We start from the raw sequence: 24,856 nt of genomic DNA, 5'->3' as shown, positions 1-24,856 counted from the left end.
CTGCTTGCAAGATAGCAGAGTCACCCCGACTAAGGGGAAGACAATCTGAATGGCAAGGGCGTCACTGGCTAACGGTGAGGTCTGAAGGAAACCATAGGAAGTTAGATGTACACAACTAACCGTAACCTGTTTCGGCGGGATTGGTGGGTAAGCGTCCAAAATAGCGCGAAGCCCAATACTTAGTCAGACCAATTCTGTGCTTGAGGGTGGCATATCTAACAGGGAGTCAGTGCAATAACTGGGGAAGCCTGGCATCTAAACTTAATTGTCAGTAAGTGGCTTAGATTCAAGAAGAAACTCAAGATCTAATGCCGATGTGAGGTGGCAGATGAACCCGTAGTAGTGAGTAAGGCTAGGCCTGTGAAAGCCAGTGATGGTGTGGAGGACAAAACCAAGCCGACTATCAGTAATATATCTGATAGAGTCAATTTGAGCCAAAAGCACTTATTGATTGCGAAGGGGGGAAGTGATTTATAAATTACCTTAAAGTGACGTAATTTATGATGGGTTCACGAATTACCAAATAAGGTAAAGTCTCTATTTTAATGGCTAAGGGTGATACTAAAGCTGTGAATAGAACTGGGCACGGGGCAGGGTTCCCGCATGTTATTTACGCGGATTTTCTTAATTTTTCGGGATAAAAATTTAAAAATAAGTTGAATTTGGCGATCTGACGTGATCTTATACTGTTTAGATAACTAAATGAGATTCAAAAGATGAATTACGACGAATTCAAAGACCATTTTAACATATTAAGTGATAGCCGTCAGAAACGAAAAATCACTTACGATTTCTTCGAAGTTTTGTTCCAAGTGGTGACAGCCATGTTGTGTGGAATGAAAACCTGGGATGAGATAGAAGCCTTTGGAGAAGAGAACTTAGAATGGCTTAAAAAGTTCAGTCCATATTTATCAGGCATTCCAAGTCAAGATACAACGGCTCGCATTGTTGGATTGGTTGACCCAGATGAATTTTCTCTTTGTTTTACTCGATGGTGTAACGACATTCAAAATGAAAAGTCGTTAGAAACCAATCATATAGCTATTGATGGGAAGTCTTTAAAAGGCACGTATGATTATAGTAAGAAGAAATGCCTAACACATATGGTTAATGCTTATTCTGTTGATACTGGTCTGGTTTTAAGTCAACTAAAAACGAGCTCGAAATCGAATGAAATAAAGACTATCCCTGAGTTGCTTAAATTAATCAGAGTTAAAGGTCGAGTAATTAGTGTTGATGCAATGGGTTGCCAGAGAGCAATTGCAGAGCTAATAGTTGAACGTAAAGGGGACTATTTAATGTCAGTAAAAGACAATCAACCAAGTCTCCATAAGGTTTTTACTGAACACTTTTCGTTAGGGCAATTATGCGATTATGCGAGTGATTCTTTTGAGGAAGAAGAAATTTGTCTACGGGGTCGTAAGACCTTAAGAAGTTATATTGTTGTTCCATTTACGGATAAATATGGAGATTTTGCCTCTAAATGGAAAGGCTTAAAAAGTTTATGTATAGCAACGACTTATCAACAGAAAAACGGAGAGCCTTCGGGAAGTTTAGGCGTTAGATACTTCATTTCTTCTAAGGAAATGAAAGCAGAAGAATTTGGCCAATTATGCCGAGGCCATTGGGGCGTAGAAAGTATGCACTGGTGGTTGGACACTGTAATGAATGAAGATAACAGCCGGATCATCTACAAGCATGCATCAGAAAACCTATCTCGAATTCGTCAAATGTGTATGAATTTTATTAAGCTTGTAGAGATGAAAGGGACATTGAAACGAAGACAATTGAAATGCGCGTTAAATACTGAGTTTCGAGAGAGAGTTTTGTTTGGTACTTAAGGGTTTTTAACAATTTTGTAACTCACGAGGGAACCCTGGGGCACGGGGAGTAAGTGTTTCTCTTTACTAGAGGCATAGAGGCGGTTAAGCATATTGCGAATAAAAGGGCGTAGCCTTGCTAGAAAACTTAACGCGACAACGAAATAAACCTAACCAACATAAATAAAGTCAGCAGCAGGTGATGTGAGATAATAATTTGAGAGTACACTATAGCCTTTACGGGCGCATGCTATCACTGCAAGCGCTTTACGTGGCATACAAACAAGTGAGAAAGAATGGAGGCGCAGCTGGTATTGACGGGCAGCGTATCGATGATTTCACACAAAATTTGGAAGTAGAGCTCAGAAAACTATTACTTGAACTACAAGAAAAGCGCTATCAAGCGCGGCCCGTAAAACGAGTTGAGATCGCCAAAGACGATGGCGGTATCAGGTTATTGGGGATCCCCACAGTTCGAGACCGAATTGTTCAACAATGTTTAACGAATATAATGACTCCCATATTTGACCCAAACTTTCATCCATCCAGTTATGGATATCGGGTTGGGCGAAGCTGTCATCAAGCCATCAGCAAAGCTACACTCTTTATACGTAAATATAATAAGCGGCATGTTGTTGATATGGATCTGTCTAAATGCTTTGACATGCTTGACCACGATCTGATAATCAAGTTCGTGCGAAAGCGCATCGTGGATGGCAGTATCTTAGGCTTGCTCCGTCAATTTCTAAAAAGTGGAGTCATGGTTGGTGAAAACTGGCAGAATAGTGTAATAGGCAGTCCACAAGGTGGGGTGATTAGTCCACTACTTGCTAATATCTACTTAGATGAATTCGATCAAGAAATGATGAGGCGTAAGCATCGAATAGTGCGATACGCGGATGACATTTTGATATTCTGCACCTCGAAAAAGGGTGCAGAGAATGCATTAAAAGTAGCTAGCCATATTTTAGAAGTAACGCTAAAACTTAAAGTGAATGAGCGGAAAACCCATATAGCACATAGCGATACAGGTATTAAATTCTTGGGAGTGGAAATTTTTACAAATTACACGGCAATTCAAGAAAAGAAGCTCAAAACATTAAAAGCGAAAGTAAGACAACTCACCAAGCGTAATGGAGGATTGAATTTAGCGAGAGTGCTAAAGCAACTGAATCCAGTGCTCAGAGGGTTTGTAAACTACTTCAAAATAGCCAATATTACGAGCACACTGAAAAGCCTTGCGGCTTGGATAAGGCGGAGATTGCGAGCGGTACAAATGAGTTTGTGGAAGAAGCCGTGCAGATTGCATCGTCGTCTTAAGCAACTAAAGTACAAACCGCCATTTAAGTCCATAAAAATGGACTCATGGCGAAACAGTGCGAGTCCGTTAGCAAGCTATGCGATGCCTAATCAGTGGTTCAAAAATCTAGGCTTGTATTCAATAGACGAAGTTAAAACAGGTGTACTCGCTTCTTTTTATTAAGAAATAGTAAATTGCAGGAGCCGTATACGAGGTCCGTACGTACGGTTCTGTGAGAGGGATGAGGCAAAAGCCTCACCCTACTCGATGGGTTTTTAATTACTAGAGGTTAACTTGATATTCACCTATTGAAGACTAGTATAAAAGTACTGGTGTATTTTATTAGGGGATTTCATGGATAGATTCAATATATTACTTATTGCTTTGTTAATGCATGTATCTTTTGGTGTTTATGCGTCCAGTAGTGTAAATAATTACATTAAAGAATATCAATCCCAGTTATTCTATCCTGAAATCGTGGCTAGCTTTTATCCTTATTCACAACTCAAATGGCAATTAGTTAAAGACAGAAGGCAGTTAAAAAATCAACTTGGTTTGCTTGTATTAGCTGATGTGAACGATGATCTTCAAAAACGATATGATCTTCTTCAACAAACTCAAGGGTTAGAGTTTGATATTCTAGCAACTGATACTTTATTGTATTTCTCTGTATATAAAGAGTTAATTGCAACGCATGGTATTAAATGGTTGTTTGGTGGAAGGCTAGATGGGAATATTGGTCAACCATCAGCATTTGCTATAAATACAATAAATCAGCATTTTCAAACAAATAATTTATATCAATTGGTTATAACATTACAGCCGCAATCTGAGCAATATTCAGATTTATATGAACGCCTGTATCTATATTATGACCCTTACCACCAAGAGGCTCCTAAACTTGAAATTACTCGCTTGCTCAAACCAAATCAAATTATACCTTATAAGTCATTGGTCTACAGGTTGAATATTTCAGGTGATCTAAATAAAAGGCAACTTCAGTATTTCCTGAAGAAAGACAGCAGTATATACAACGAAGAGTTAGTTACGATAGTTAAAGGCTTTCAAGAAAGGCATGGTTTGGTTGCCGACGGGATTATTGGGGAGAAAACACTTTACTGGTTAAACATGAGTGCAAATGAAAGAGTTCGGATCATTGCGCTTAATATTCAGCGACTACGATTGTGGGAAGAAAAGAGTAATCGGTTTGTATTGGTAAACATACCGTCTTATGAAATGGGCTACTTTCAAGAAGGTGAATTAATTTTTAAAAGTAAAGTGATCGTAGGTAAACCAGCCAGAAGAACGCCTTTATTTACCACTCGATTAGATTCGATTGTCTTTAATCCAAAATGGAAAGTACCGACTAAGATCATGAGGGAAGATATATTACCTAAAGCCTTTGATAATAAAGAGTATCTTACAGAGCATAATTTTGAGGTACTCCCTTCATGGCTAAGTAATAACGTAATACCTTTTGAGAGTATTAAATGGGAAGAAATGACAGCGGAGAATTTTCCTTATAAGTTAAGACAAAAGCCTGGAGGAACAAATGCATTAGGAAAGTACAAATTTAATACTCCTAATAAGAACTCAATTTACTTGCATGATACTCCATTAAGATCGTTATTTAAAAAACAGCATCGAGCCTATAGTTCAGGCTGTATTAGGGTAGAAAAAGCATCAGAGTTTGCACAACTTTTGATGGAAGAGTCAGATTATACTGCGACAGATTACGAAAATTATAACCAATTACCAAAAACAAATTCTGTTGGTTTAGGACAAAAAATAGCAGTCTATACAACTTATCAAACGACATGGATAGATGACAAAGATATTATTCAATTTAGAGATGATATTTATAAGTACGATGAATGGAGTAAATCTAAAATTGACTAATAATTTACATTTTTGATTAAGTTTAAAAACATATTTAGTTCAATAAGTAAGCTATTATTTGCTGTTTTAGCTGAAAAATATCACTGTTCATTATTTGACCAGCCTGTGTAAAGTGTGTATCTTGCGCTCAATTATTGATTGATCTATTTATAAGTGAGTTGTTTACTGCATGTCTGAATTTAGTCCATTACGTCGTAAAATCCTTATTGGTGGCGCAGCTACTGTTGGTTTAAGTCTATTCCCTACCTTATCTTTCGCATCACAATTTGAAGAGTCACCGCGTAAATTAGCATTAAATAACCTGCATACCGGTGAAGAGCTACAGACTGAATATTTCAATGGACGAGGTTATCAGAGCGCAGAGTTAGCAAAACTAAATCATTTATGTCGTGATTTCAGACGTAATGAAAGCATCGAAATGGATAAAAGATTATTTGACCAATTGTCGGCGATTCAAAATGTCATTGGTTGTGATACTCAGGTTCAAATTATTTCGGGTTATCGGTCACCAGCAACAAATGAAATGTTACGTGGTAAATCACATGGTGGCGTGGCAAAGAAAAGTTTGCATATGCTAGGCAAAGCAATGGATTTTCGCTTAGAAGGCGTTCCCTTAGCCGAGGTAAGAAAAGCGGCATTATCATTAAAAGCGGGTGGAGTAGGGTATTACCCAGGCAGTAATTTTGTTCATATCGACACTGGTAGAGTTCGTTTCTGGTAATAATACCTAAAAATAAACAGTTAAAAAAATGGCGACCGCATTGGTCGCCATTTTTGTATTCATTACTTGCTAATTTACTTTACCTCAATTGAGATAATACTAATTAGAAGTTAGCTGAACGTGGAGTACGTGGGAATGGGATAACGTCACGAACGTTGCCCATACCAGTTACGTAAGACACTAGACGCTCAAAGCCAAGACCGAAGCCAGCATGAGGAACTGTGCCGTAACGACGTAAATCGCGGTACCAGCTCATGTGCTCAGGGTCGATGCCCATTTCAATCATACGAGCATCAAGAACGTCTAAACGCTCTTCACGTTGAGAACCACCAATGATCTCACCAATACCAGGTGCAAGAACATCCATCGCAGCAACCGTCTTACCATCGTCATTTTGACGCATGTAGAATGCTTTGATGTCTTTCGGGTAGTTTTTAACGATAACTGGTGCTTTGAAGTGCTCTTCAGCAAGGTAACGCTCATGCTCAGAAGACATATCGATGCCCCACTCAACATCAAACTCAAACGTACGGCCAGAATCTTTCAGGATTTGGATTGCATCTGTGTAGTCTACTTGTGCGAAATCAGAGCTTACGAATTGCTCTAGACGAGTGATCGCTTGTTTGTCGATGCGAGAAGCAAAGAATTCAAGATCATCACGACGCTCAGCAAGAACCGCTTCGAATACATATTTAAGCATGTCTTCAGCCAATTTTGCTACGTCATTTAGATCAGCAAAAGCAACTTCAGGTTCAACCATCCAGAACTCAGCTAAGTGACGGCTTGTATGCGAGTTTTCAGCACGGAAAGTAGGACCGAATGTGTAAACTTTGCTTAGTGCACAAGCGTAAGTTTCCGCATTAAGTTGACCAGATACTGTTAGGAATGTTTCTTTACCAAAGAAATCTTTGTCGTAATCAACATTGCCTTTGTCATCTAAAGGAAGGTTCGCATGGTCTAAAGTAGAAACACGGAACATTTCACCAGCACCTTCAGCATCTGATGAAGTGATTAGTGGAGCAGACATCCAGAAGTAGCCTTGCTCGTGGTAAAAACGGTGAATCGCTTGAGATAGACAGTTACGAACACGTGCAACCGCACCAATCACGTTAGTGCGTGGGCGAAGGTGTGCAACTTCACGTAAATACTCAATTGAGTGACGAGTTTTCGCCATTGGGTAAGTATCAGCGTCTTCAACCCAACCTACAACTTTAACGTTAGTTGCTGCAAGTTCAAAATCTTGACCTTTAGCAGGAGAAGCAACGATAGTACCTGTCACTTCAACAGAACAACCTGTTGTTAGTTTTAGGACTTCATCATTGTAATTATTTAAGTCATTAGGAACTACGGCCTGAATCGGATCGAAACAAGAACCGTCATAGATAGCTAGGAAAGAGATTCCAGCTTTAGAGTCGCGACGTGAACGGATCCAACCGCGAACAGTTACTTCACTGTCAACCGCTAGTTTGCCGCTTAATACGTCTGTTACAGGCGCGTAAGTCATGTTAATTACATTCTCCATTGTTGTGCTACATGCACGAATATTTTTATTTCAAGAATGACATATTACCTTTCTTATAGCTCGCATCAAGTGTTGTTACGCGATAAAGATAAAAATTCAGGATAAGAATCAATTTTCGTTCTAAATTAGTCGAAAAAAACACCAATATGGCTAGGTTGTATATACTTAAGTGCCACGAGTCTTGTCGTTTAGTAGGGAAGTAGAGTACTATCCTTGCTTCATAATATAGGTAATAGAGATTTTAACTAATGACAACTGAACTATATAAAGACTTCATGTTTGAAGCAGCACACCATTTACCACATGTACCAGAAGGTCATAAATGTGGTCGTCTTCATGGGCACTCTTTTTTAGTTCGTTTGTATGTTGAAGGTGAAGTTGACCAACATACGGGTTGGGTAATTGATTTCTCTGAAATTAAAGCGGCATTTAAACCAACGTATGACCGTCTTGACCATTACTACCTAAACGACATTGAAGGGTTAGAAAACCCAACAAGTGAAGTATTAGCTAAGTGGATTTGGAACGAAGTAAAACCAAGTCTTCCATTACTAAGTAAAATTGAAATTAAAGAGACATGTACAGCAGGTTGTACTTACCGTGGTGAGTAATTTCAGTTTGAATTAATGTATTTATGAAGGCGCTTGTTTGAAGCGCCTTTTTTATGACTGACGTATACGGGCGGTGATAGAAACCAAAGCGTGATCGGTGCTGAATTGGTCAATATCAAATCTTGGATTCACAATGTGTTGTTCTGTCACTGTATAATCAACGACTTCTAAAATACTGCCCGAAAATGAGCTATCAAATTCATTAGAGAGCAGGATGTAATCTAGCACAGAACCTTTCGCACCGTGATAATGGGTGTAAGCGCGTTTTTCTAATAAATCTATCCCTTTTAGTTCCCCATAAATATCCCAACTGTCTTTTAGTTGAAATTGAGCCAAATAGTCAGAGCTAAACTTATCAAATCGTAATTCATGAGACAGCAAGCCTTTGAATTCATCATGAAACAAGGGCTTATTAAAATCACCCATGACGATAACAGGTTGGTTTGTTTTCTTGCGTTGCTGAATTATATGATTATGTAGAATATTCGCTTCTAATCCACGTTGAGCCGTAGAAAGCCAAGACCCTAATTGTTCATTATGGAGTTGGTTAAGAGAGGAGGTACTCTCTTCATCTATCTTACTAATACCTTCAGGCTCTTTTGGGCGCTGAGATTTAAAATGCACCACATAACAGTCAGTAATTCCAAGGTGAGGTAAGTTGATACTTGCGTGAACGGGAATACGATTAAATTCAAACTCAATGCCAAATCGTTCAAGTTGTGTTTGCTCAGCTATTACAGGTTGAGTGTTCAATATTGGATAACGTGAAGCAAAGGCAACCACAGGAGAGTTGAAGACATAACCATCTTCAGATTTTGGCTCATCTACCGTACAAAAATAGGCATACCCCAGCTCATTGACTAACGCTTTTAGCGCGTTGGGACTGAATACTTCTTGAAAGCCAATCACATCAGAGTTTAATTCGGTAATTCTATCTCTAAACCAACCTTGTTTCTTTTGCCATTCATCTTGGGTCAATATGTTTTCAAAATCATAAAATGCATTAGGCGGCTCAACAAAGTTGAACATATTGATGGTAGTAAAGGTGAGGCTTTCAGGTGATGACAAAATACAAGGCTCTTTATTTTTATGATGAATATGAAGTGGATATACCTTCAGTGTAAAGGGGTTAGTCTACTCTTGCCAGTGAATAGTGTGATTTTAAAAGCTTATAAAAGTACATAGTTCGCGTTTCAAATGGTATAAAAGAGTCATAGTATTCTTCATCTAGCGAACAAGTTGATATATATGCGTATTTTACATACTTCCGATTGGCATTTAGGTCAAAATTTCTTCACGAAAAGTCGTCGTAATGAACATCAAAAATTCATTACCTGGCTACTTGAACAAGTACAAGAAAATGCCATTAACGCGGTGATTATTGCCGGAGATGTGTTTGATACGGGCGCACCACCAAGTTACGCGCGTGAAATGTATAACCAATTTGTGGTGGAGATGAACAAAGTAAATTGCGAATTGCTCGTGCTTGGTGGAAATCATGACTCAGTTTCAACGTTAAATGAATCTAAACAATTATTGGCTCACTTGAACGCGCGAGTGATTGCCAATACTAATGATGATTTATCTACTCAATTACTGACGCTTCCAAACGGTGATGGTTCTGTCGGCGCTATTTTATGCGCGGTTCCATTTATTCGTCCGCGTGACGTTGTCACTAGTATTGCAGGTTCAACCGGTGTAGAGAAACAACAAGCACTCGGCGAAGCGATTAAACAGCATTATCATCAGCTATATCAGAAAGCGTTAGAGTTACGAAAAGAGTTAAATGTAGAAGTCCCTATTATTGCAACAGGTCATTTAACAGCACTTGGTGTTAAACAATCAGATTCGGTTCGTGATATCTACATTGGCACATTGGATGGTTTTGCTGCCGATGGTTTCCCGCCTGCAGATTACATCGCGCTTGGTCATATTCACCGCCCGCAATTGGTGGCTAAATCTGATCATATCCGCTATTCAGGCTCACCAATACCATTAAGCTTTGATGAGTTAAAATCTCAAAAACAAGTGGTGATGGTGGAGTTTGATAAAGCAAGCGTAACTCAAATTACACCAATTAATGTGCCTATGTTTCAACAAATGAAGGCATTAAAGGGGGATTTGGAAACCATCGAAAAAGAGTTAGCACAATTTAAAGAGTGTGAAGATACGACTTGGTTATGCATTGAAGTGGAAGTTCAAGATTATTTATCTGATCTACAACAACGCATTCAAGCACTAACTCAAGATCTTAACGTTGAAGTGTTGCAACTGCGTCGTGCAAGAAACCGCAGTGAACAAACGTTAGCACAAGAAAAAACAGAAACGCTAGCGGAGTTAACGCCTTTTGATGTGTTTACTAAACGGATAGAGCAAGAGACGTTTGAGACAGAGAAAGAGCAGCAACGCGCAGAAAGAATGACAATGAAATTTAAACAGATTTTGTCAGAAGTAGAACATAAAGATACCGATTCACAAGAAGGTGATGCATGAGAATTTTAAGCCTAAGTTTTTCAAATTTAAACTCATTAAAAGGTGAGTGGAAAATTGATTTCTCAGCGTCTCCTTTTGCTGAAAACGGGTTGTTTGCGATTACTGGCCCAACGGGTGCGGGTAAAACGACGATTTTAGATGCGATCTGTTTAGCGCTTTATCATAAAACGCCTCGTCTTGGTGGTATTTCAACCTCAAGCAATGAAATCATGACGCGTGGCACGGCGGAATGTTCTGCAGAAGTGGAATTTGAAGTGAAAGGCAAAGCGTACCGTGCGTTTTGGAGCCAGCGTCGTTCACGTGGCAAAGTGGATGGCAACTTACAAGCCGCTACTGTAGAGCTTGCAGAAGTGGATTCTGAAAAAGTATTAGCAACGCAAGTAAAAAAGAAAGATGAGCTAATTAATACCATTACAGGCTTAGATTTCTCTCGATTTACAAAATCCATGATGCTTTCTCAAGGTCAATTTGCGGCGTTTTTAAATGCTGATGCGAATGATCGTGCCGGTTTATTAGAAGAGCTAACAGGTACAGAGATCTACGGTCAGATCTCAGAGAAGGTGCATGAGCATTACACTGCATCAAAACAAAAATTAGCTGAGCTTAAAGCCAAAGCTGAAGGGGTAGAGCTGCTGTCTGAAGAAGATAAGCAAGTATTAATCGATGAGCAAGCTGAACTGCAAACGGACCAAAAACAGCAACAAGCTCAACTTGCAGATTGGCAAGCACATGTTGAGTGGTGGATTGCAGATGCGAAAAACCAACTCCAGTGGCAGCAAGCGGTTGATAATAATCAATTAGCATTAGAGAAAGAAAAACAAGCCAGCGAACAATTACATCGTTTAGCACAAAGTGAACCTGCTGAAAAACTGCGTACGCCATATCAACTATGGCAAGAAGCACAAACTCGCTTTGAAGAGTTGGTTAAAGAATTAAAGACGACAGAGCAATCTCACCAACAAAAGGCCAGTGATAAAAAAGCACTTGAGTCTCATGTTACACAGCTAAAACAAGAGCTTGATACTATTAAAGGTGAGAGTAAAACATTAGAAAACTTAATTAATGATTCGGTGCAACCGCTAGATACTGCGATTGCTCAACTGACTCAACAATCTCAAGAGAAGCAGCACCAAATCGCAAACCTTACTGCGCGTCTTGAGGATGGTAATAAAAAGCAACAAGGTCTAACAGCAACATTATCTGACATAACAGAGAAACTTTCTTTATTAGCCAATTATGTTGAAGAGCATAAAGCTGATCTGCAAATTGAACGTTATTTAGGTCAGTGGAAGAACCAAGTTAGCCATATTTTACAACAAGATAAAGATACTGCCTCTTTAGATGGTCAATTGACATCAGCGAATGCAGCGCTAGAGACTCTGCTTGATGCTATCAATAAAAAAGAAGCAGAGTTAAATCAAGCTCAAATTATCGTTAATAACGAAATAGAAGCGACGAAGTGCGCAGAGCTTGAATTACAACAATGGCAAGATAAAGGGTCAGAAGCACAACTGACTGAGCAGATAACGGCACTAACGACTCGTCATCAATACCGTGTTGAATTAACTCATACTAATAATGAGTATTTACGAGCGACAAAAGAGCTGAAAATGCTTGCCACCGTGCAGAAAACACAAGCGAATGACATTGAAAAATTGGATGTGCAGCGTACTGAACTAGCGACTCAGTTTAAGCAGCAAGAGCAGCAAGTCATCGATTTAACTACCTTAATCGAGCAAGAAGGCGAGTTAGCAAAATATCGAGCAGAATTAGCAAAAGATCAAGATTGTCCGTTGTGTGGTTCAACGCATCATCCACTATTAGAACAAGCTCAATTGCTTGATTTGAGCGCGACAATACAACGTAAAAAAGAAGCCGAGCAGAAACGCGTAGAGATTGTCGAGCAAGGTAAATCAGTACGTGAACAATTAGATTCGCTTAAAATAAAACAAGATCATTCCCAATCTCAATCAGTGCAGTGGCAACAAACGGTTGAATCCACGCAAAAGCAATGGTCTACGTTATTAGAAACAACGCAACTCACTCTAACCTTAGGCGATACTGATTCGATTACTCAGTTCATTAGTGAGTGTGAAGCCTCTTTATCTACGCTTAATGAGCAAGCAAAGCAATTACGCCAAGCGGGTGATAAGGTTCGAGTGCAACAAAACCAATTACAACAAGTTCAGCATCGTCTTGACGCTGTCACTGCGGCGTTAAATTTTGATCGTCAATCACACCAAACGGCGCTTCAACAGCAACAAGATAACAATCAAAAAAGAGAACAGCTGCAATTACGTCAAACGGAACTTAAGCAGCAGTTGGTCACCGAAATTGAGCAAGCAGGCTTTAATGCACCAGAGTTGAGTCAAATTACCTCTTGGTTTGTACAAAAAGAGCAAGACTTACAACAAATTCAGGAAAAAATCACACAGCAGCAAGTGCAAACCCAACAACAGCTAACGCTACAAAGTGATCACGCTCATTTAGCCGAGCAATTGGTTGAATTGAACACTCAACAGCAACAATCACAAACTGAAATGTCAGTATTAACAACAGAGTTAGAGAAGCAACAAGCAAAACGTATTGAGTTGTTTGGAACACAAGAGATCAAAACAGCACGCTTTATGATGAGTGAGAAATTGTCAATTTCAGAGCAAACGTATGATGTTGAGCAACAGAAATTACAAGCATTAGTACAAGACCTTGCGGCTTTAGATGGCAAGTTGAATAGTCTTAAAGAGAGTTATTTAAGTTGTGAAAAACTATCGGTAGATCGTTCTGATGTATGGAAAGACGCTTTATTACAAAGCCCATTTGAAACGCTTGAGTTATTCCAAGCGGCATTGATTTCAGAAGAAGAACGCCAACAGCTACTCAGCTTAAAAACTGAAATACAACAAGCGATTGAACGAACTACTGCTTTGCTAGAGAGTGCACAGCAAATCAAAGAACATCATTATCAAGCGCCAAAAGCCGCAGAGTGGCAATTAATGCCAAAAGAAACGGTTGAGGCTGAGTTAGCCCAAGTGAAATCTCAATCTGAGACGTTAGTGAAACGTGAAGGTGAAATCGCTCAAGCGTTGCGTTCAGATGGTGAGCGTAAAACCAATCAAAAAGCCTTGTTTGAAGCGATTGAAGCGTATCAATCAGAATACGATGATATTCAATATCTACACTCATTAATTGGTTCGCAAAAAGGGGATAAATTCCGTAAATTTGCTCAAGGGTTAACGCTAGAGAATCTTGTCTATTTAGCCAATAAACAGCTTACTCGCTTACATGGCCGCTATGAGCTTAAACGTAAAGCCAGTAATGGATTAGAGCTTCAAGTGCTGGATACATGGCAAGGTGATGTGGTTCGTGATACAAAAACCTTATCTGGCGGTGAGAGCTTCCTTGTTAGTTTGGCATTGGCATTAGCACTTTCTGATCTGGTTAGTCACAAAACAAGCATTGATTCACTGTTCTTAGATGAAGGGTTTGGTACGCTAGACAGTGAAACGTTAGACATGGCGCTTGATGCATTAGATAACTTAAATGCATCAGGAAAAATGATTGGTGTGATAAGCCACATCGAAGCGATGAAAGAACGCATACCAGTCCAAATAAAAGTCACCAAGCGCAGTGGTTTAGGCGTGAGTGAGCTAGAAAAACAATATAAAAAAGTCAGTTAATTTTGCACAATGTAATGCAGTAAAAAGGAATTTAAAATGGGAAAAACAAAACGAGAAATAACATTACGCTTTTTAGCTGAACCTGGGGATGTGAACTTTGGTGGTAAAGTTCACGGTGGTGCAGTGATGAAATGGATCGATTTAGCCGCTTATGCATCATCGGCAGGGTGGAGTGGTAAATATTGTATTACTGCATACGCAGGTGGTATTCGTTTTGTTGAGCCTATTTTTGTCGGCAACCTTGTAGAAGTCACAGGTAAAGTTATCTATACCGGAAAATCGTCTATGCACATCGCTATTGATGTGCAAGCCAGTGATCCTAAAGAGCAGAATAATCGCTTAACAACGCACTGTATCGTTATCATGGTTGCGGTTGATGGAAATGGTAAACCGACGTCAGTCCCTGAGTGGGTACCAGAGACAGAAGAAGACATTAAGTTAAGAGATTCAGCAATCAAACTAATGAATATGCGTAAAGAAATTGGCGAGGAGATGGAAGCTCACGTTCAATATCTAAAGTAACGCTATATTTCTCGTTACTCTCTATCTGCGCAATATACTTTCGCATTAATTCTTAATGATGAAGATATGTTGCGCATTTTTCTTTTTCAGCGCTGATATAGACACAAAATTCACTTTGTTGTGTATTAAGATAATAAAACATACACAGTAAAGTAGAGGCTCATGCTAATGACATCATTACCTGACGAGAATAAAAAGCGTTTTGTTGCAATCTTAAATAAAAAAATGGACTTAGGGCGTACGCTTAATGTACTAGGTCATATTAGTGTTGGCTTATCTGATTTGCTTGAAGAGCATGATGCGGCATTTGTTGATTATCTTGATAGCTATGCAGCTCTTCACCCTAATGTATCTCATTATCCATTTATTGTTTTAAAGGCTGATAACTCAAATAAAATAAGAACAGTACGTGAGCAAGCGATAGAGCTTGGTATTACGTTTACTGATTTTACCCACACGATGATTGAAGGTGGATCAACGGTTCAACAGCAGATAACAAGTGAAACGAAAGACGAAAACTTTGAATACCTTGGCATTTGTTTATTTGGAAATACGGAAACCATTAAGGCAATAACAAAGAAATTCAGTTTGTATAAATAAGGTGGTTATGGTGGGTTGTCATAGTAATGTCAAGGTTCATATTCTTGCAATCGACCTAACTCTTTTTGTGCCTACTTATGAGTATTCTAGCGATTTTCGATACACTTAATTCACAACTTAAATTTAGTGGTAGAGAGTGTGAAAGAAGTAAGCCCAAGTCTAATTCGTAACGTTTATAATCATGCTAATAGTGATTTTTTCCGCCGTCTCCTTTTGATTGCCATTCCTATTACTCTTCAAAGTATTCTTTTATCTAGTAAAAGCTTAATTGACGTTTTTATGCTCGGGCAACTTTCAGAAGCTGATATTGCTGCGGTTGGTGTTGCTAGTCGAGCTATCTTCTTTACCACGATTATATTAACGGGTGTAGCAACGACAGGCGCGCTATTAGCTGCTCAGCACTGGGGAGCAAAAGACAATAAAGGATTACGAGAAACTACGGCACTAACTTGGCTAACCTCAACGGTTGGTGCGTTAATTATTATTGCTATTTTGCAGTTTAGTGCTGAGATGGTCATGGGATTAGCGTCATCTGATTTTCTCGTCATTGGATTGGGTGCTGAATACATACGGATTACCAGTTGGAGTATGCTCGCTATTGCTTTTAGTGCGAGCTTAGGCGCGAGTTTTCGGTCCATTCAAAGACCCGGAGTCAGCACTTTTTTTAGCGCGATAGGGATTGCCAGTAATATCTTATTAAATTGGATACTCATATTTGGTCATTTTGGTTTTCCTGCGCTGGGCATCAAAGGGGCTGCGATGGCGACAGTAATTAGCTCTCTTATCGAAATTACTCTCTTTTATGGTTATTTGGTTTATCAAAAGCATCTTTTAAGATTTACAGTCACTGACATTATCGCTAGTGCAAGTCTTGATAAAATAACGCCATTTATTCGTTTAGCTATTCCTACGACAACCAATTTTCTTTTATGGGCGGGAGGGTTATTTGCGTATACCGCTATTATGGGACAGACAGGAACCGAAGGTTTAGCTGCGTTTGCTGTTGTTACCCCTGTTGAAGCGGTTTCTCTAAGCTTTTTAATGGGCATTGCAAATGCTTCTGGGGTACTTGTTGGTAATCATATTGGTGCAAAAGAATATGATAAGGTTTATTATCAAGCGATATTAATGATGATGGTTGGTTTTACTGTAACCTTAATGGTGTCAATCGCTCTTTATTTTTCAAAAGAGGGCATTTTAGATCTGTTTACGGCATTAACAGTGGATACCAGAGATCTTGCAGATACATTCTTATCTATTTTGTGTGTAGGAATTATGCTTCGTTCTATTCCTACGACGCTGGTTGTCGGTATTTTAAGAGCGGGTGGTGACGTTAAGTTTTGCCTTTATCAGGATATGTTTACTCAATGGTTTTTCGGTATTCCAATAGCGGCATTCGGGGCAATCTATTTTGGTTACTCTGCGGAAATTGTATACTGTTTATTCTTTCTAGAAACATTATTTAAATGGTTTGCCTGTATCTATCGTTTAAAAAGTAAGAAATGGATAAATAACCTAGTTGAGAAAGAGACATAGAAAAAAGTTGTGCCTTAAGGGGTTGCATTGAAAGCCTCAGTATATAAAATGGATCGGACTACTATATTGGTAGTTCGGTCAGTAAAGGACTTACTGACGTTTTATTAAATGGAATGTGACTAATTAGGATGTACACATGATTTTCCAGCTAACATCAGGCCCATTATTGGAGCCTACAGAAGGTTCACCACACGCGATTTGTTCTACATCGACAGCAATGACTTCTTCACGCTTCCTTTCTTCTCAGTTTCTTGCGTTTCGTTTCCTCTCGTATTTTCGATTTCTCCGTTTTTATTCGTAATTAATCAGCTCTAATTTCAACCGTATTACCCTGTTTATGGTGTTTTTGTATGTGTTGAATTTGACAAAAATTAAAACTAAAGCTCAAACTCGAATGAAAATGAAGGAAAAATAATGAATTTAAAATTAATCGGCAGTTCACTTATTATCTCTGGTACCGCTCTTGGTGCTGGTATGCTCGCAATTCCAATGGTGTTGGCTCAATTTGGCCTACTATGGGGAACTGCGTTAATGTTGTTTATCTTTATTGGGACAACTTATGCCGCTTTACTGCTATTAGAAGCAAGTATTAATGTCGGTGGTGGTTTAGGGATGAACACCATTGCACGTAAAAGTTTAGGTAAAGGTGGGCAATTGGTCACTAATGGCTTGTTGTACGCTTTATTGATCTGTCTCTTAATGGCTTATATCCTTGGGGCAGGGGATTTACTGAATAAATTACTGCGTAATGTCGGTCTTAATTTATCTTTAGTTCAAAGCCAAGTTGCGTTTACTTTAGTTGCCGGCGTTATTGTTGCATCAGGCACTGCAGTTATTGATAAATTAAACCGCGTTCTTTTTGCTGTTATGTTATTAATGCTTTTACTTACATTGGTATTTTTAGTACCAGGTATTTCATTAGATAACTTAACTCAAGTATCAAACTCAAGCGGTTCTGAATTAATTAAAACCAGTGCGATCATTTTCACTAGTTTTGGCTTTATGGTCGTGATCCCATCTTTAGTTTCTTATAATCATGAAGCGACACCAAAGCAATTGAGAAATATGGTGATTATTGGGTCAACTATCCCACTCGTGTGCTATTTAGTATGGTTGTATGCGGTGGTTGGTAATTTAACGCCAGAACAAATCACGCATTTCTCTAACGTATCAGAATTAATTTCAGTATTTAGTGCTGATCATGCATTTATCAATTTAGTACTTTCTAGTTTTACCGGCCTTGCATTATTAACGTCTTTCTTAGGTGTGGCGATGGCTTTGTTTACTCAAAATGAAGATATGTTTAAACAAAATAAAGTAGTGACTTATGTGATAAGTTTTATCTTACCGTTATTGGGTGCGGTTTTTGCTGCAGATCAATTTTTATCCGTACTAAGTTACGCTGGAATTATCTTAGTATTTTTAGCGGTTTTTGTGCCTTTAGGTATGGTTGCTAAATTAAGACAAGTAGAAAACCAAGACAGAAGTTATGTAGCAGAAGGTGGTGCAGTAATGCTTATTTTCTCTTTTATTTTTGGCACTTTTTTATTGGTTTCTCAAATTATTTAGTTACCGACTCTAAAGTTAATATATTGGTGCTCTATGTTACAGGTAGAGCACATACTTTACTCTTTATGGGTAATCATTTTCACGAAATAAGAATACACGATGAATTTTAAATTATTTGGCAGTGCATTAATCCTTTCAGGTACTGCTCTTGGCGCTGGAATGTTAGCTATTCCTATGGTATTGGCGCAATTCGGATTATTTTATAGCACCTTATTAATGTTAGTTATTTGTGCAGGGACCACTTATTCAGCACTATTACTAACAGAGGCGTGTTCAAAAACTGAGTTAGCATTTGGTATTAATACCGTTGCAAATAGAACCTTAGGCAAGGGGGGTCAGATTATCACTAATGCTTTATTTTATTTGCTGCTTATCTGTATGTTGATTGCCTATATTTTAGGAGCTGCAGATCTTTTAAAACGCATACTTGCCATATTTGATATTGAGATGAGTATAGAGGTTGCACAAATTGGCTTTACACTTGTTGCAAGTATGTTTGTGGTATGCGGTACTCAAATTATAGATAAGCTTAATCGTGTTTTATTCTTATTTATGGTATCTATGTTAGCTATTACATTGGTGATTTTAGTTCCTGGTATTTCATCAGATAATTTAATGCAAGTAACGAATACCGATAGTGGAATGTTATTCAATACAAGCACTATTTTGTTTACCAGTTTTGCATCAATGCCTGTGATACCGTCGCTTGTAACTTATAATAAAGAAGCCACAAGTAAACAGTTAAGAAATATGATTATCCTAGGTTCTATCATTCCACTGATCTGCTATTTAGTTTGGCTATATGCAGTTGTTGGGAACTTAAACGCTGATGAGCTTACTCACTTTTCTAATATCTCAGATTTAATTCAAACATTTAGTGCGAAAAATGAATACATTGAAATAATCCTTTCGATCTTTACTTCTCTGGCTCTGCTAACATCGTTTTTGGGTGTGGCAATGTCACTTTATAATCAAAATAAAGACATGATTTCACATAATAAAATAGTGACGTATGTAAGTACTTTTATTTTGCCATTATTGGGTGCAAGCCTTGCTGCAGATCAGTTTCTATCAGTGCTTGGTTATGCAGGAGTCATCCTTGTTTTCTTAGCTATTTTTATTCCATTAGCCATGGTGATAGCATTAAGAAAGAAAAACAAAAATACGGCTGAATTATCTATTCATACGTATGAAGCTGAGGGTGGAAAAATAGCTTTAGGGTTGACGTTAATGTTTGGTCTTTTATTATTAATTAGCCAAGTTTAATAGAAATTATGATCTAATCCTCTACAGTTAACGTAAGATATAATGTGTTTTTTGTAGAGGGTCAGAAAAATGAAAATATTAACTGTCAGTATTGCTGCTTTATTACTTGCAGCGTGTTCATCTACTCCTCCACCAACATCAATGTTAGACAGTGATTGGCAACAATTTGGTTATGACAGAGCGATTAAAGGGCTAATTGTTCAGTCTGATTCGAAATTAAATAATTTACTGACTGGTAGCGAGTTAAAAGAAAATAACTATCAAGCCTACCTTATGGGTTACAAAAACGGTCAAACAGAGTACTGTGAACAAAGTGCTTATATACTAGGTGTTGTAGGTAAACCATATAATGGTATTTGTGACCAAATTGATTGGACATTTAGTCAAGATTACAACAGCGGTAGACACTCAACTGCTGGTGGAATGTAATTTATACTAATCTGATTGAGTAAGCACTTATTAGGATTTGTATTCAATATTCCACATCATTGGATAAATATATAATAAGAGGGTAGTGACATGAGAAAGATATTAATTGCTGTAGTTTCACTTTTTCTAGCAGCTTGTTCAAGTATGGCACCATTAACGTCTACACAAGACAGTGATTGGGGTACTTATGGTTTAGAAAGAGGCGAAAAAGGCTGGAATTTTGAATCTAAAGAGCAAATAGTCGAACTTTTAGATGGCAAAGAATTTAAGGTATCTAATTATGACGCATACGTTGCAGGGTACAATAAAGGCTTACAAGAGTATTGTGGACAAGACGCGTTTGAATTAGGAGCTAAAGGAGGTGTTTATACTGGAGTTTGTGACAGTATTGATGAAAACTTTAAGTTTGAATACCTAAGAGGCTACCATTCAGAAGCGGATAAGATGTAATACCAATCACAGTAAGTAAGTGAACATAAATAGCACAGGGAAAATGCTTGAGAACAAGACGAAGTTTTTCGATAAGTAGTTATTCTACAATCAAAAATTTCAACGCAGTTATCGAGTATTTTAACCAGCTAGGATGATTAGTTATTTACTACGATTGGTATAATACTATCTTACTTTTAAAAATGGCGGATCATAATCCGCCATTTTTTATATAACTATATAAATTAGATCACTTTAATAATATTAAAACGGCCCATTTTTTTCAAAATTGGTAAGAACTCTTTGTTTACTTCAAGCATTACTTTTTTTGCTTTGCTGTAAGCACTTAATTTATCATTACCGTTTCCATGAGAGAATAAACGACTTTTTGGTTTATACTCGCCATCAACTAATTCTTTCCAACGAACAATATAGTAATCAGTAGTACGAACCTCTCCAGAATGCAGAGTACGTTTTTTGGTAATAATATCGGGTTCTAAGCTGTGTGGTAGACGCTCGAATAGACTAGGGTAGTTGAGTACCATACTCCAACAATTTCCCCAGAGTTCCTTCCCAACTTTATTTCGTTGTTTAATTGCTTCTTTTAGCGCTTTTTCTCTGCCTTCTTTTAAACAACCGATAGAACGATTATACATACCATCATCAGGAGTATGTATATGGATTTTAACGCAATTGAATGAATGAGAAATAAAGCGATGATCGCTGTTCATCCCTGTCCATTCAGCTCTTAATTTCTGCGCTCTTGGTGAGAGAGTGTGTTTTTTCTTATTCATCATAGGAATGTACTAATTATTTGCATAAGGTTATTATTACAGTAACTGAGTCATTTGTTAATAGCAAAGGTGGTTTATTCAACAACTTATTGTATATATTTAGTATAGGAGAGATAAAAAAGAAAGTGAGAAATAAAAAGAGGGCGATATACGCCCTCATAATTTAGTAAAGTCAGTTCTAATTAACAGATAACTTTGATTGCTAGGCCACCTTGAGAGGTTTCACGATATTTAGCATTCATGTCTTTACCTGTTTCAAGCATTGTCTCGATAACTTTATCAAGAGAAACGCGAGGGGCAGACGAACGACGAAGTGCCATACGTGTAGCGTTGATTGCCTTAACAGCAGCAATACCATTACGCTCGATACAAGGAACTTGAACTTGACCTGCAACAGGGTCACAAGTTAAGCCTAGGTTATGCTCCATTGCAATTTCAGCGGCCATACATACTTGCTCAGGACTTCCACCCATAAGCTCAGCAAGACCAGCAGCAGCCATAGAACAAGCTACGCCAACTTCACCTTGACAGCCTACTTCAGCACCAGAGATTGACGCATTCTTCTTGTAAAGGCCACCAATCGCACCAGAAGCTGCAAAGTAACGGATGTAATCTTTCTCTGTTACTGTTTGGATAAACTTATCGTAATAAGCTAAAACTGCAGGGATGATGCCACATGCGCCATTGGTTGGAGCAGTAACTACACGACCACCAGCTGCGTTTTCTTCATTTACAGCAAATGCATACATGTTTACCCAATCAACCACTTCCATTGGGTCTTTTGATGTTTTTTCTGATGTAAGTAGCTGTTGGCGAAGCGCTGCCGCACGACGAGGAACACGTAGAGGCCCAGGAAGAATGCCTTCAGTGTTCATGCCTTTTTCCATGCAATCACGCATGGTTTTCCAGATCTTAGCGAAATAAGTACGAACTTCATCTTCTGCAAGAATCGCATGCTCGTTTTTCATCACTAATGTACTAATAGATAAGCCATGTTCTTTACATAGATCAACTAGCTCAGATGCGTAGTTGAATGCATAAGGAACTTGGATTGATGATTCCACTCCTTTACCGAAATGTTCTTCATCAACAATAAAACCACCACCGATAGAGTAGTATGTTTTAGAGTAAACAACGTCGCCATCCACCCAGGCATGGATTTGCATACCATTTTCGTGAAGTGAAAGGTTAGAGGTGTGGAAGTTCATTCCACCTTCTTTTGGAAATTCTACTGTATGGCAATGCATGCCAACAGGTAAGCGCTCTGTTTCTTCAACACGAGCGATGAAGCCCGGAATAGAGTCAATATCTACGTGTTCTGGCGTGTTACCTGCCAGACCCATAATGATAGCGATATCAGTATGGTGACCTTTCCCTGTCAGTGATAATGAACCGTAAACATCAACAGTGATTTTAGTGATATCACGCAGTTTGCCCATGCCACGTAAATCGTCGATAAACTCTTTACCTGCTTTCATTGGACCAACGGTGTGGGAGCTAGAAGGACCAACTCCGATTTTGTAGATATCAAAAACACTAATCATGTTATTACCTCGAATAAGCCCCCAAAAGAGGGGGCTTTATTATCATTATTATTAACTTCGTGTAACTAATGCTTATAAGGATTTATAAACTAGTTATTAAAGAGCGCCGTAGATTACAGAAGTAATCGCCGCAACACCACATAATGCTGTAAAGATTTGCACAGGTGCTGAAGTTTTGTACTTAGCCATAGCTGGTACTTTACGCATTGCGAATACAGGCATTAGGAATAGGATAGCCGCAATCATTGGTGCGCCCATAGTTTCAATCATACCTAAGATGCTTGGGTTGATGATAGAAACGATCCATGTAGTAACAACGATGAAGATAAGAGAGAATTTTTCTAGTTTAGCAACTGGAGCATTCGAACGAGACTTAGCTAGACCTACAAGGCCTTCATGAGCACCAAGGAAGTGACCGAAGTAGCTTGAAGTGATAGCAGCAAATGCAACGATAGGACCCATGATAGAAATCATTGGAGACTCATGTACGTTAGCTAGGTAAGAAAGAACAGAGATGTTTTGTGCTTGTGCTTGTGCTAGTTGCTCTGGAGATAAAGAAAGAACTACAGAGAATACGAAGAACATTACAAAGCTCATTAGCATCATTGCTGCACCGCCAGTGATCATATCAGTTTTCGCAACTGCATCGTCACCGTATATACGACGCTGTTCTTTAGAGAACTGGCTAATCACAGGGCTGTGGTTGAAAGAGAAAACAATGATTGGAATTGCTAACCAAACAACAGAAGGCATTGAACCCCAATCAGGAGAAACAGACATCATTGATGTGTTCCAACCAGGAATTAGGTATACAGAAAGTGCCATTAAGATGAATACAAGAGGGTAAACCATTGCTGATGTTGCTTTCAGCATAAGTTCTTTACCAAATACAACACCACACGTCATCAGAGTGATAAGAACACCTGAAAGTAACCAGCGTGGAATAGATTCCATGCCCATTTGGTTAACCATGAAAGAGTCTACTGTGTTTGTAATACCAACACCGTAGATAAGTACAATTGGGTAAATCGCGAAAAAGTAGGCAAAAGTGATTAGGTTCGCGCCAGTTTTACCAAAATGCTCTTCTACCGTATCGGTAATATCAGCGTTTGGATTTTTAGCAGAAAGAACGAAACGAGCCAAACTTTTGTGTGCAAACCAAGTCATTGGAGCAGCAATTAACGCAAGAATAACTAGAGGCCAAAAACCACCAGCGCCAGCCTTAATTGGAAGGAATAAAACACCGGCACCTACAGCAGTACCGAATAGAGAAAGACACCAAGTGAAATCTTTATAAGTCCACTTTGCTTTTTTTGCACCTACTGATGCAGTATTTGTTGTTTGCATAATAATTATACTCTTAATTTTTTGGAACAGGAATTTTGGGAACGGCGCTATTGTCGTTATTTTGGCGAGAAAAACTTTGACGCAGATCGGAAAATGAAAAAAGATGAACGGAGAACAGAAAATAATTGATAATGATCACAATAGATGTGAATCTGATATTAGTAAAACTTATCAATAATGCTAATTTTTCTAAGTTGAAATGTAATTCATTGAATGAATGATTTCGGCTGTAACTCCCCAAATGAGTTTTTTCTCAAATGGGATAAAAATTAGTTCATAAGTATGTTTTTTGTTAAAAATTTTGTGTTTTGTCGTGTTTTTAGGGTTAAATAGATGGGTGAGTGGTGCTTCAAATGTGCTACTAACCTCACCGTAATCGATTGCGGAGGTATAATTTTCATCAATGAGAGCGACTATGGGGGTTACTTTATAACCAGATATTGTTGGTATAGTGTTAAGTTTTACTAATGGTTTGATCTGCGATGGGAGTATACCTATCTCTTCATTTGTTTCACGAATAGCGGTGTGAATGAGGGATAAATCAGAGGATTCAACCTTGCCTCCGGGGAAGCTAATTTGGTTTGGATGGTGACGTAAATGAGATGCTCTTTGCGTTAAAATTAAGTGCAAACCAGAAGCTCTTTTTACAAGAGGAACAAGAACTGCCGCAGGCTTAAAATTGTCGTTTTCAAAGCGTGGATGTTGCATTAAAGCGTCACTGTAAGAATTTGGCTTATTGAGCAGTAATTGGGGAAGTAAATATCTATCCATAAACCA

The 24,856-nt window shown here is 38.5% G+C and carries 20 protein-coding genes; 14 read left to right on the top strand and 6 right to left on the bottom strand.

Annotated elements, in window-relative coordinates; all coding sequences use genetic code 11:
* Positions 1–716: 716 nt before the first annotated feature.
* The 4 genes from AC2IP4_RS07615 (at position 717) to mepK (ending at position 5,740) form a co-directional block, all read left to right on the top strand.
* On the top strand, positions 717–1,841 hold the full coding sequence (locus tag AC2IP4_RS07615) for an ISAs1 family transposase (RefSeq protein ID WP_375319889.1): 1,125 nt from the start codon (positions 717–719) through the stop codon (positions 1,839–1,841).
* A 226-nt stretch (positions 1,842–2,067) separates the two neighbouring features.
* Positions 2,068–3,303: a group II intron reverse transcriptase/maturase gene (gene ltrA / locus AC2IP4_RS07610; RefSeq protein WP_375320790.1), complete on the top strand. Its 1,236-nt coding sequence runs from the start codon at positions 2,068–2,070 to the stop codon at positions 3,301–3,303.
* Positions 3,304–3,474: 171 nt separating this feature from the next.
* A complete protein-coding gene (locus tag AC2IP4_RS07605; RefSeq protein WP_375322301.1) occupies positions 3,475–5,019 on the top strand; it encodes a L,D-transpeptidase family protein in 1,545 nt (514 codons plus the stop codon).
* 169 nt (positions 5,020–5,188) lie between these two features.
* Positions 5,189–5,740: a peptidoglycan L,D-endopeptidase MepK gene (gene mepK / locus AC2IP4_RS07600; protein ID WP_375322302.1), complete on the top strand. Its 552-nt coding sequence runs from the start codon at positions 5,189–5,191 to the stop codon at positions 5,738–5,740.
* A gap of 103 nt (positions 5,741–5,843) precedes the next feature.
* Here the strand turns inward: mepK and asnS are convergent, their stop codons facing one another.
* Positions 5,844–7,244 carry an asparagine--tRNA ligase gene (asnS, locus tag AC2IP4_RS07595; protein WP_375322303.1) on the bottom strand — a complete coding sequence of 467 codons (1,401 nt, stop codon included), beginning with the start codon at positions 7,242–7,244 and terminating at the stop codon, positions 5,844–5,846.
* Between the two features lie 266 nt (positions 7,245–7,510).
* Between asnS and queD the strand changes: the two genes are divergently transcribed.
* Positions 7,511–7,873 (top strand): 6-carboxytetrahydropterin synthase QueD, encoded by a 363-nt coding sequence (queD, locus tag AC2IP4_RS07590; RefSeq protein ID WP_061002237.1) that lies wholly within the window; start codon positions 7,511–7,513, stop codon positions 7,871–7,873.
* 51 nt (positions 7,874–7,924) lie between these two features.
* Here the strand turns inward: queD and AC2IP4_RS07585 are convergent, their stop codons facing one another.
* Positions 7,925–8,941 carry an endonuclease/exonuclease/phosphatase family protein gene (locus tag AC2IP4_RS07585; RefSeq protein WP_375322304.1) on the bottom strand — a complete coding sequence of 339 codons (1,017 nt, stop codon included), beginning with the start codon at positions 8,939–8,941 and terminating at the stop codon, positions 7,925–7,927.
* Positions 8,942–9,121: 180 nt separating this feature from the next.
* Here AC2IP4_RS07585 and sbcD point away from each other — a divergent pair, with 180 nt between their 5' ends.
* The 9 genes from sbcD to AC2IP4_RS07540 all read left to right on the top strand — a co-directional run bounded on the left by sbcD (position 9,122) and on the right by AC2IP4_RS07540 (position 20,415).
* Complete coding sequence (sbcD, locus tag AC2IP4_RS07580) at positions 9,122–10,366, top strand: exonuclease subunit SbcD (RefSeq protein WP_486310148.1); 1,245 nt, start codon at positions 9,122–9,124, stop codon at positions 10,364–10,366.
* On the top strand, positions 10,363–14,043 hold the full coding sequence (locus tag AC2IP4_RS07575; protein ID WP_486310147.1) for an AAA family ATPase: 3,681 nt from the start codon (positions 10,363–10,365) through the stop codon (positions 14,041–14,043). Before sbcD ends, AC2IP4_RS07575 begins: the two co-directional genes overlap by 4 nt.
* Positions 14,044–14,079: 36 nt before the next feature.
* Complete coding sequence (locus AC2IP4_RS07570) at positions 14,080–14,565, top strand: acyl-CoA thioesterase (protein WP_130086818.1); 486 nt, start codon at positions 14,080–14,082, stop codon at positions 14,563–14,565.
* A 168-nt stretch (positions 14,566–14,733) separates the two neighbouring features.
* Positions 14,734–15,165 carry a DUF2000 domain-containing protein gene (locus tag AC2IP4_RS07565; RefSeq protein WP_486307221.1) on the top strand — a complete coding sequence of 144 codons (432 nt, stop codon included), beginning with the start codon at positions 14,734–14,736 and terminating at the stop codon, positions 15,163–15,165.
* Positions 15,166–15,303: 138 nt separating this feature from the next.
* Positions 15,304–16,701, top strand: coding sequence for an MATE family efflux transporter (locus AC2IP4_RS07560; protein WP_486307222.1), 1,398 nt, complete (start codon positions 15,304–15,306; stop codon positions 16,699–16,701).
* A 414-nt stretch (positions 16,702–17,115) separates the two neighbouring features.
* Positions 17,116–18,270, top strand: a complete 1,155-nt coding sequence (locus AC2IP4_RS07555) for an amino acid permease (protein ID WP_105054580.1) — start codon at positions 17,116–17,118, stop codon at positions 18,268–18,270.
* A gap of 99 nt (positions 18,271–18,369) precedes the next feature.
* Entirely contained in the window at positions 18,370–19,536 is a 1,167-nt protein-coding gene (locus AC2IP4_RS07550; RefSeq protein ID WP_375322309.1) for an amino acid permease, read from the top strand.
* A gap of 69 nt (positions 19,537–19,605) precedes the next feature.
* Entirely contained in the window at positions 19,606–19,965 is a 360-nt protein-coding gene (locus tag AC2IP4_RS07545; protein ID WP_375322310.1) for a DUF2799 domain-containing protein, read from the top strand.
* A 90-nt stretch (positions 19,966–20,055) separates the two neighbouring features.
* Entirely contained in the window at positions 20,056–20,415 is a 360-nt protein-coding gene (locus AC2IP4_RS07540) for a DUF2799 domain-containing protein (RefSeq protein ID WP_375322311.1), read from the top strand.
* A gap of 224 nt (positions 20,416–20,639) precedes the next feature.
* Here the strand turns inward: AC2IP4_RS07540 and AC2IP4_RS07535 are convergent, their stop codons facing one another.
* From AC2IP4_RS07535 to AC2IP4_RS07520, 4 genes are all read right to left on the bottom strand, one after another.
* Positions 20,640–21,191: a hypothetical protein gene (locus AC2IP4_RS07535; protein WP_375322312.1), complete on the bottom strand. Its 552-nt coding sequence runs from the start codon at positions 21,189–21,191 to the stop codon at positions 20,640–20,642.
* A 179-nt stretch (positions 21,192–21,370) separates the two neighbouring features.
* Positions 21,371–22,732, bottom strand: coding sequence for an L-serine ammonia-lyase (locus tag AC2IP4_RS07530; RefSeq protein ID WP_375322313.1), 1,362 nt, complete (start codon positions 22,730–22,732; stop codon positions 21,371–21,373).
* Between the two features lie 96 nt (positions 22,733–22,828).
* A complete protein-coding gene (locus AC2IP4_RS07525) occupies positions 22,829–24,079 on the bottom strand; it encodes an aromatic amino acid transport family protein (RefSeq protein ID WP_375322314.1) in 1,251 nt (416 codons plus the stop codon).
* A 189-nt stretch (positions 24,080–24,268) separates the two neighbouring features.
* Positions 24,269–24,850 (bottom strand): CoA pyrophosphatase, encoded by a 582-nt coding sequence (locus AC2IP4_RS07520; RefSeq protein WP_375322315.1) that lies wholly within the window; start codon positions 24,848–24,850, stop codon positions 24,269–24,271.
* Between the last annotated feature and the right edge of the window lie 6 nt (positions 24,851–24,856).

Source organism: Aliivibrio thorii (genome assembly GCF_057368585.1).
The sequence above is the reverse complement of the archived record's forward strand: the minus strand, read 5'-3'. Positions and strand labels throughout refer to the sequence as shown.